Genomic DNA, 6925 nt, shown 5'->3' on the forward strand with positions numbered 1-6925 from the left:
GGAATACTCCGCGCGCATCCTCGACTCCGCGCTCCTGGCCGCGCGGTTGACGGATGCGACCCTCGGCGGCGCCACGGATGACGCGATCAGGAGGGACGAAGCGCGCTATCACCGGCTGCTCGAGCGGATCATGCCGGAGCTGCCGGTGTCGAACGGGGTCTCGGTGACGGACGCCGGGGGCGAGTTGCTCGTCGCCTCGACGGGGCTGCCGGGGCCGGGCGCAGTGGAGGCCGCGCACGACGCGCCCGTCGACGAGTTCGGCGCGCTGTCGATCTCGCAGGATGGCGGCAGACCCACCTTCAGCATCAGCATTCCGCGCTCCGGCAACGGCGCGGAGGACGATTTCCACGGGCGCGTCGTCGTCTCGCTCGACCCATTCCTGGTGGCCCGCGGCCTCGGCACCACGATGCACGAACCGTCGGACGTGCTCTCGCTCCTGCGCGCCGACGGGCATATCCTGGCCTCGACGGGAACCGGCTGGCTCTCGATGCCGCTGGTGCCCGAGACGAGTCCACTGCGCACGGCGATGGCCGAGGGTTCGGAACGCGGGCTCTACCAGGGGCGCGCGATCGGTCTGCGCGAGGGCCTTCCGCTCGGGCGGCGGCTCCTGATCGCCTACCGGCAGGTGGCGGATCTGCAGGTCTACGCCACGGTGTCGCGTCCCTTCGCGGCCATCCTCACGCCGTGGCTCCTGACGATGGCGGGGCTTCTCGGGGTGGGGGTGCCGACCTCGATCGCGCTTGGCCTGCTCGCCATGGTCGAGGCGCGGCGGCGGGCGGCACTCGGCGACAGCGAGGCGGAGTTCCGCGCGGCCTTCGAGAACGCAGCGACCGGAACCGCCCTTCTCGACGCCGCGACGGGGCGCATCCTCAAGGCGAACCGCAGGCTGACCGAGATCTCGGGGCGCGAGCCGTCCGAACTCCTCGAGACGACGCTCGACGCGCTTCTGGAGCCGGTGCCGCAGGACGGCGGGCTCCGAAGGCTGCGACGCCCGGACGGCAGCGCCTGCTGGGTCGAGGTCGGCTCGGCCGCCGTGCCGCGTTCGGCGAAGGGCGCGCCGGGGCTCAGGATCGCCACGGTCCACGACGTCACCGAGCGCGAGGAGGACCGGGAGCGGCAGATGCGCCTGGCCCGCGAGGTCGATCACCGCGCCAAGAACGTTCTGGCCATCGTGCAGGCGCTCCTGCGCCTCGTGCGTGATCCGGCGGCGCGGCGCGCCATGAAGGACGTGGAGGGCCGGGTGCAGGCGCTGGCGCGCGCGCACGAGCTGATGTCGAGCGAGCGCTGGGAGGGTGCGACGCTGGCCAACCTCCTGCGCGACGAACTGGCGGCCTACGGGCGCGGCGCGCAGATCGCGATGGACGGCGCGTCGATACGGATCGCGTCCTCGGCGGCGCAGCCGCTCTCGATGGTGCTGCACGAGCTTGCGACGAACGCCGTCAAGCACGGGGCGTTGTCGGCGCCCAACGGCAGGCTCGAGGTCGGCTGGCAGAGGCGCGAGGGCGGCGGCGTCTCGATCCGCTGGGACGAGCGCGGGCCCGGCGTTTCGCGACCGCCCCCGGGCGGGGACGGCGTGGGAATGGCCATCCTGCAAGGCTCCGTCGATCAGCTGGGCGGCACGATCCGGATGGACTGGCGCGACGCGGGCCTCCTCTGCACCATCGACCTGCCCGAAGACACGCTCGCGCCCGCCGCCAACCCCGTTTCGCAGCCGGAGGCGCCTACGCGCGCGGAACTGCCGCCGCTGCGGGTGCTTCTGGTCGAGGACGAGTACCTCGTCGCGCTGGACGCGGCGGAGACGCTGGAGCAGATGGGCTGCTCCGTGATCGGTCCTGCGCGCGACCTGTCCGAGGCCGAAGGTCTTCTGGAGGATCGCGCCTGGAAGCTGGACGCTGCCGTCCTCGACGTGACCGGCGAGGGCGCGGAGAGCGTGGAATTCGCGCGGCGCCTTGCGGCGCAGGGCATCGCCCCGGTCTTCCTGACGGGCTACAGCGAGGTGCCGGGCGCGCGCGAGGGCGAGCGCTGGATCGTCCTGTCGAAGCCCCTCGTCGCCGCCGACCTCGCCGAGGCGCTCCGTCAGGCCACAAGGGGCTGATCCGCTAGAGCGTGCGCGCCAGCGCCTCGAGCTGGTCGGCGGCGATACCCCAGCCCTCGTGGAAGCCCATCGCCTCGTGGCGGGCGCGCGTCTCCTCGCTCCAGTGCATGGCGCGAGCGTGGTAGCGGGTGCGCCCGCCGTCCGCGTCCGCGAGGCGGATCTCGCCGACCATGAAGGGCTCGCCGGTGGGGCGCCAACCGGGGAGGAACGCGTCGGTGAAGACGAGGCGCTCTCCGGGCTCGACCGCGAGGAAGACGCCGGGGTTCTCGACGCGCTCGCCCTCCGGTCCCTCCATGATGTTGAAACACTCGCCCCCGGGCCGGAGGTCGAGCCGCGCCTCCGTCACGCGCCAGGGTTTCGGGCAGAACCAGTCCTTCATCAGCTCGGGCTCCGTCCAGCAGCGCCAGACATTGGCGCGCGGGGCGTCGAGCACGCGTTCGAGGACGAGGTCGCGGGATGTGTCGGTCATTGGGGCAACTCCGTTCGCGCGGTGGTCCGCGCCTTCGACAATGCGCGCCGTGACGGACTCGTTCCGGCGGATTGCGCCCAGCATATCATGTAGAAGAACAGTGGCGAGCCCCCGGCTCAGCCGAGGCTCAGCGGCTCGGTCATGCCGCTCGCCTCGAGATCCCAGCGCGCGTGCCACGCACCACCCGACCGCTCCAGGAGGAGGTAGTTCCGCTCGGCCACGTAACGCAGTCGCTGGCCGGGAATGCGCTCCACGCGGATCGGGTTCTCCGGCAGCGGGTCCTCGCCCAGCCAGGCGAGCGCGTGGAGAAACCGCGCCCAGCCGCGCGGCGGCGCCCGGTGCGCGATGCCCGAGGCGACGAGCTGGTTGAGGCGCAGCCCATCCCCGAGGTCCATCACCGCCCGCGTGGCGAGGTGGATCTCGCCCGAGACCGCCGTGATGTCGTGCCCGTCCCGCCGCGCGAGGTTGCGCACGAGGCGCAGCATCCGCCGCCATTCGTCCCGGTGCGCGCGGCTCTGCCACTGGTCGCGCAGGTCGTCCTCGTATTTCTGCATCCGCGGCACGGCGACCATCAGCGCCTCGAGGATCGACAGCCGCGGCCCGAGCAGCGGCACGCTCGACAACAGGAGCCTGTGGCCCGCCATGTCGCGCGCGGCCTCGGTCTCCATCATCGCCCATCCGCCGGATCCCATGACCTGCCGCCGCGTGCGCTCCGAGCGGAGGTCGGGCGCGAGGATGCGCAGCTCCGGCGCCGCGACGGACCAGCCGAGGTGATGGCCCTCGCGGTCCGCGAAGCGGAGGGGCAGGTCCCCCTCCGTCGCGGCCTGCTGGAAGATAAGGAACGCCTCGCGCGCGGCGGAGAACAGCGTCTGCCCCACCGGCGAATAGGTCCGCGACCGGCGGAGCGAGCCCCAGCCGTCGCAGATGTCGTGATCGTCCCACTGCATGAGCGAGGGCACCCGCGCCATCACCCACGCGACCTCGGGCGCGGCATAGAGCGCGGCGTAGCGCCCGAGGAACCGCTCGCGCAAATGGTGGCGCAGGTCGGCCAGCGCGGCCTGCGAGGGGTCGCGCGGCACCTTCTCGGGCCAGTCGTGGCTGAGTTCGTGGCCTTGCGTCACCTCGTCGGCATAGACCTGGTCGCCGCCGTGGAGGAGGAGCGCGAAGGGGGACTTCCGGTGTTCCTCGCGCAGGCGCGCCCACATGGCGTTCCGCTCGGAGCCTTCGCGCTCCATGTCGCCGACCTCCTCGCCGTTGCAGGAGACGTAGGCGAGGCGCAGGTCGCCGCCGACATCGCCCGCCACCTCGTAGTCCTGCCCGTCCCAGCGGTAGGAGGAGGCGCGATCGGCGGGCAGCGCGAAGCGCACGCGCCAGGCGGTCGCCGCGTCGAAATGGGCGAGGCGCTGCGCGCGGACCTCCTCCCCCGCGACGAGGACCGGAGCGGGCTCCTCCCCCCTCGGCGTCAGGAAGAGGGCGGCGAGGCGAAGCTGCCCCTCAGCGATGGTGTCGAGGAAGAGGATGGGCCCGATGGGCAGGGGCGTGGCGGTCTGCATCAGGCTGAGCTAGGGCTTCGGGCGGCGATGCGCAAACCCGACGGCGCGGTTTTCCGCCGGATGTGCAACGCCTTGCGCGACTCGGCCCGGCGGACCTAGCGTCGATCACCGAAAGTCAGCCCCATGAGGTCCGCCATGAACCGCGCCGTCCCCCTCCTCCTCCTCGCTGCCTGCATCCCCGGCCTCGCGACCGCCGAAGTGACGGAAAGCACCGTCACCATCGAGCGCCCCGGACAGGACGTCATCGGCACGCTCGCCCTGCCCGCGGGCGATCCGGCGCCGGTCGTGCTGCTCCTCCACGGGTTCACCGGCTCGCGGAACGAGCTGATGACCGAAGCGGTGCCCGAGGGCATCTTCGCCCGCACCGCCGCGCGGCTGGCCGAGGCGGGATACGCCAGCCTGCGGATCGACTTCGCCGGGTCGGGCGAGGCGACGGCGGAGATGAGCTTCGCCGAGACGACCTTCGAGGGGCAGATCGCCGATGCGCTGGCCGCCGTCGCATATCTGCAAGGGCTCGACAGCGTGGCGGGCGACGACCTCTTCCTCATGGGCTGGAGCCAGGGGGGCCTCGTCGCCAGCGCCACCGCGGGGCGGAGCGGCGCCTTCGATGCCGTGGCGCTCTGGAACGCGGTCGCGACGCCGGTGGAGACGTTCACCGCCATCCTGACGCCCGCCACGGTCGAGGCGGGCCTCGCGGCAGGCGCGGACGAGGCGGTTCCGGTGACGCTTCCCTGGGCGGAGATCACGCTCAACGGCGCGTTCTTCGCGGGGCTCGGCGCCATCGACCCGCCCGCCGAGATCGCGGCCTATTCCGGCCCCCTCTTCGTCGCGCAAGGCAGCGCCGACGACCTCGTGCCGCCCGCCTCGGCCGACCTCTTCATCGCCGCGCACGAGGGACCGGAGGAGCTCTGGATCGCGGAGATGGACCATGTCTTCAACGCCTTCGCCACCGATGCCGTGCTCGAGGAGATGATCGCCGCCAACGTCGCCTTCTTCGACGCCCACGCCGACTGAACATGGCCGACGGCTTCGAGGGGATGATCGCGGAGGCGCGGGACTTCTTCACGCGCCTTCGCGCGGACAACACCCGCGACTTCTTCGAAGCCAACAAGGCGACCTATACCGACCGCGTCCGCAAGCCCGCCGAGCTGCTCGCCGATCTCTTCGCCGAGGACCTCGGGCGGGCGACCGGCGCGGCGCATGGGCCGAAGGTCTTCCGCATCCACCGCGACGTGCGCTTCTCGGCGGACAAGACGCCTTACAAGGAGCATCTGCACATCCTCTGGTCCCGCCCCGGCGCGGCGGTCGCGCCCGCCTGGTTCTTCGGCGTCTCGCCCGACTACCTGCTTCTCGGGATGGGTGTCATGGACCTCGAGAAGGAAACCCTCGCCCGGTTCCGCCGGATGGTGGACAAGGAGGGCGACGACCTGACCGACGCGATGGAGGCGGCCGCGCACAAGGGCGTCACGCTGTCCGATTGGGGACCGGAGCCGCTCAAGCGGGTGCCGAAGCCCTGGGACGAGGGGCACCCCCACGCCGACCTCCTCAGGCGCAAGGCCTTCGCCGTGCACGCGCCGCTGCCCGAGGGGTGGGAGGCGCGCGGCCTCCTGCCGTCGATGACCGCGCTCCTTCCGCCGATGCTGCCGGTCTGGCGCATCCTGGACGGGGCATTCCGGCCCTAGCCGAGCCCGTCCGCGCCGTGGGCGAGGATCACGGGGACGATCAGGTCCTCCTCGTCCTCGAGGTGCCGCCCGATCAGCCGCTCCAGATCGCCGAGGCCCCCGCCGAGCGCGGCGGCCGCCGTCCTCGGGTCGGCCCCGCCAGCCGCCTCGATGGCCGCGTTCGCCTGTCCGACGAAGCGGTTCAGGATGCCGTCGAGCGCGTGGTGGTCGGCGTCGAGCAGGTCGAAGCCCCGCGCGATCCGGGCGTCCTTCTCGCGCAACAACGGGAAGTAGTGGTGATCCTCGATCTGGTGATGCCCGTGAAGCTGATTCACGAAGAGCCCGCCATACCGCGCGATCCCCTGCGCGAAGGCGCGCGGATCGCGGTTTCCGTCGAGGAAGCCCTCCGTCTCGCGGGACATGTGCGCCATGAGCTGGCGGAACATCATGTGCCGCTCCAGCCAGAAGCTGACGAGGCCGTGGAACTGCGGATGCGCCTGCCAGCTTTCGCGCGGGTGCGTCTGGAGGAGGAGGCGCAGCGGCTCGGGCAGGCCGGGCCTGGTGTCGAGGTCTTCGGAGATCATGGGCAGGCACATAACCCCGCCCGCGCCGGGCGCAAGGGTCAGCCGCCGAGATGCGCCGCGCCGTGCGCGACGGCCCGCCGGACCTGCCGCTGCCGCTCGCGGAACCGGGCGCGGTCGGCCTCGGTGAACTCGTCGGCACAGCGGTGACAGGCGACCCCCTCCTCGAATTCGGGCCGCGTCCGGTCCTCGGGCGCGAGCGGCCTGCGGCAGGCTCGGCAGAGCGAATAGGGCATCTCGCGCAGGCCGTGGCCCACCGCCACCCGCTCGTCGAAGACGAAGCAGCCGCCGCGCCACAGGCTTTGCTCCTCGGGGACCTCCTCGAGGTATTTCAGGATGCCGCCCTTCAGGTGATAGACCTCCTCCACCCCCTGCGCCCTGAGGAAGGCGGTGGACTTCTCGCAGCGGATGCCGCCGGTGCAGAACATCGCGATGCGCTTGTTGTGAAAGCGCTCGCGGTTCGCCTCCCACCAGGCGGGGAAGTCGCGGAAGCTCTGCGTGCCGGGAGCGACCGCGCCCTCGAAACTGCCGATCTGCACCTCGTAATCGTTGCGCGTATCGATCAG

At 71.9% G+C, this 6925-nt stretch carries 7 protein-coding genes; 3 read left to right on the forward strand and 4 right to left on the reverse strand.

The window, feature by feature from the left end; all coding sequences use genetic code 11:
• Window positions 1-2095: HWE histidine kinase domain-containing protein (locus ACTS11_RS03945; RefSeq protein ID WP_442639041.1), on the forward strand; the 2095-nt coding region annotated here is incomplete at its 5' end.
• Window positions 2096-2099: 4 nt separating this feature from the next.
• On the opposite strand, the gene ACTS11_RS03950 is transcribed toward ACTS11_RS03945, so the two are convergent.
• Together ACTS11_RS03950 and ACTS11_RS03955 are read right to left on the reverse strand one after the other, a co-directional pair.
• Complete coding sequence (locus tag ACTS11_RS03950; RefSeq protein WP_442639042.1) at window positions 2100-2564, reverse strand: SRPBCC family protein; 465 nt, start codon at window positions 2562-2564, stop codon at window positions 2100-2102.
• Between the two features lie 116 nt (window positions 2565-2680).
• Window positions 2681-4117 (reverse strand): alkaline phosphatase D family protein, encoded by a 1437-nt coding sequence (locus tag ACTS11_RS03955; RefSeq protein ID WP_442639043.1) that lies wholly within the window; start codon window positions 4115-4117, stop codon window positions 2681-2683.
• A 135-nt stretch (window positions 4118-4252) separates the two neighbouring features.
• Here ACTS11_RS03955 and ACTS11_RS03960 point away from each other — a divergent pair, with 135 nt between their 5' ends.
• Both ACTS11_RS03960 and ACTS11_RS03965 read left to right on the forward strand, forming a co-directional pair.
• On the forward strand, window positions 4253-5131 hold the full coding sequence (locus ACTS11_RS03960) for an alpha/beta hydrolase family protein (protein ID WP_442639044.1): 879 nt from the start codon (window positions 4253-4255) through the stop codon (window positions 5129-5131).
• A 2-nt stretch (window positions 5132-5133) separates the two neighbouring features.
• On the forward strand, window positions 5134-5799 hold the full coding sequence (locus ACTS11_RS03965) for a DUF2461 domain-containing protein (protein WP_442639045.1): 666 nt from the start codon (window positions 5134-5136) through the stop codon (window positions 5797-5799).
• On the opposite strand, the gene ACTS11_RS03970 is transcribed toward ACTS11_RS03965, so the two are convergent.
• Entirely contained in the window at window positions 5796-6362 is a 567-nt protein-coding gene (locus tag ACTS11_RS03970; protein WP_442639046.1) for a hemerythrin domain-containing protein, read from the reverse strand. The two genes, ACTS11_RS03965 and ACTS11_RS03970, sit on opposite strands and share 4 nt — an antisense overlap.
• A 38-nt stretch (window positions 6363-6400) precedes the next feature.
• Window positions 6401-6925: oxygen-dependent tRNA uridine(34) hydroxylase TrhO (gene trhO, locus ACTS11_RS03975; RefSeq protein ID WP_442639047.1), on the reverse strand; the 525-nt coding region annotated here is incomplete at its 5' end.

It is taken from the genome of Roseicyclus sp. (assembly GCF_052168335.1).
Taxonomy (GTDB): Bacteria; Pseudomonadota; Alphaproteobacteria; order Rhodobacterales; family Rhodobacteraceae; genus Roseibacterium.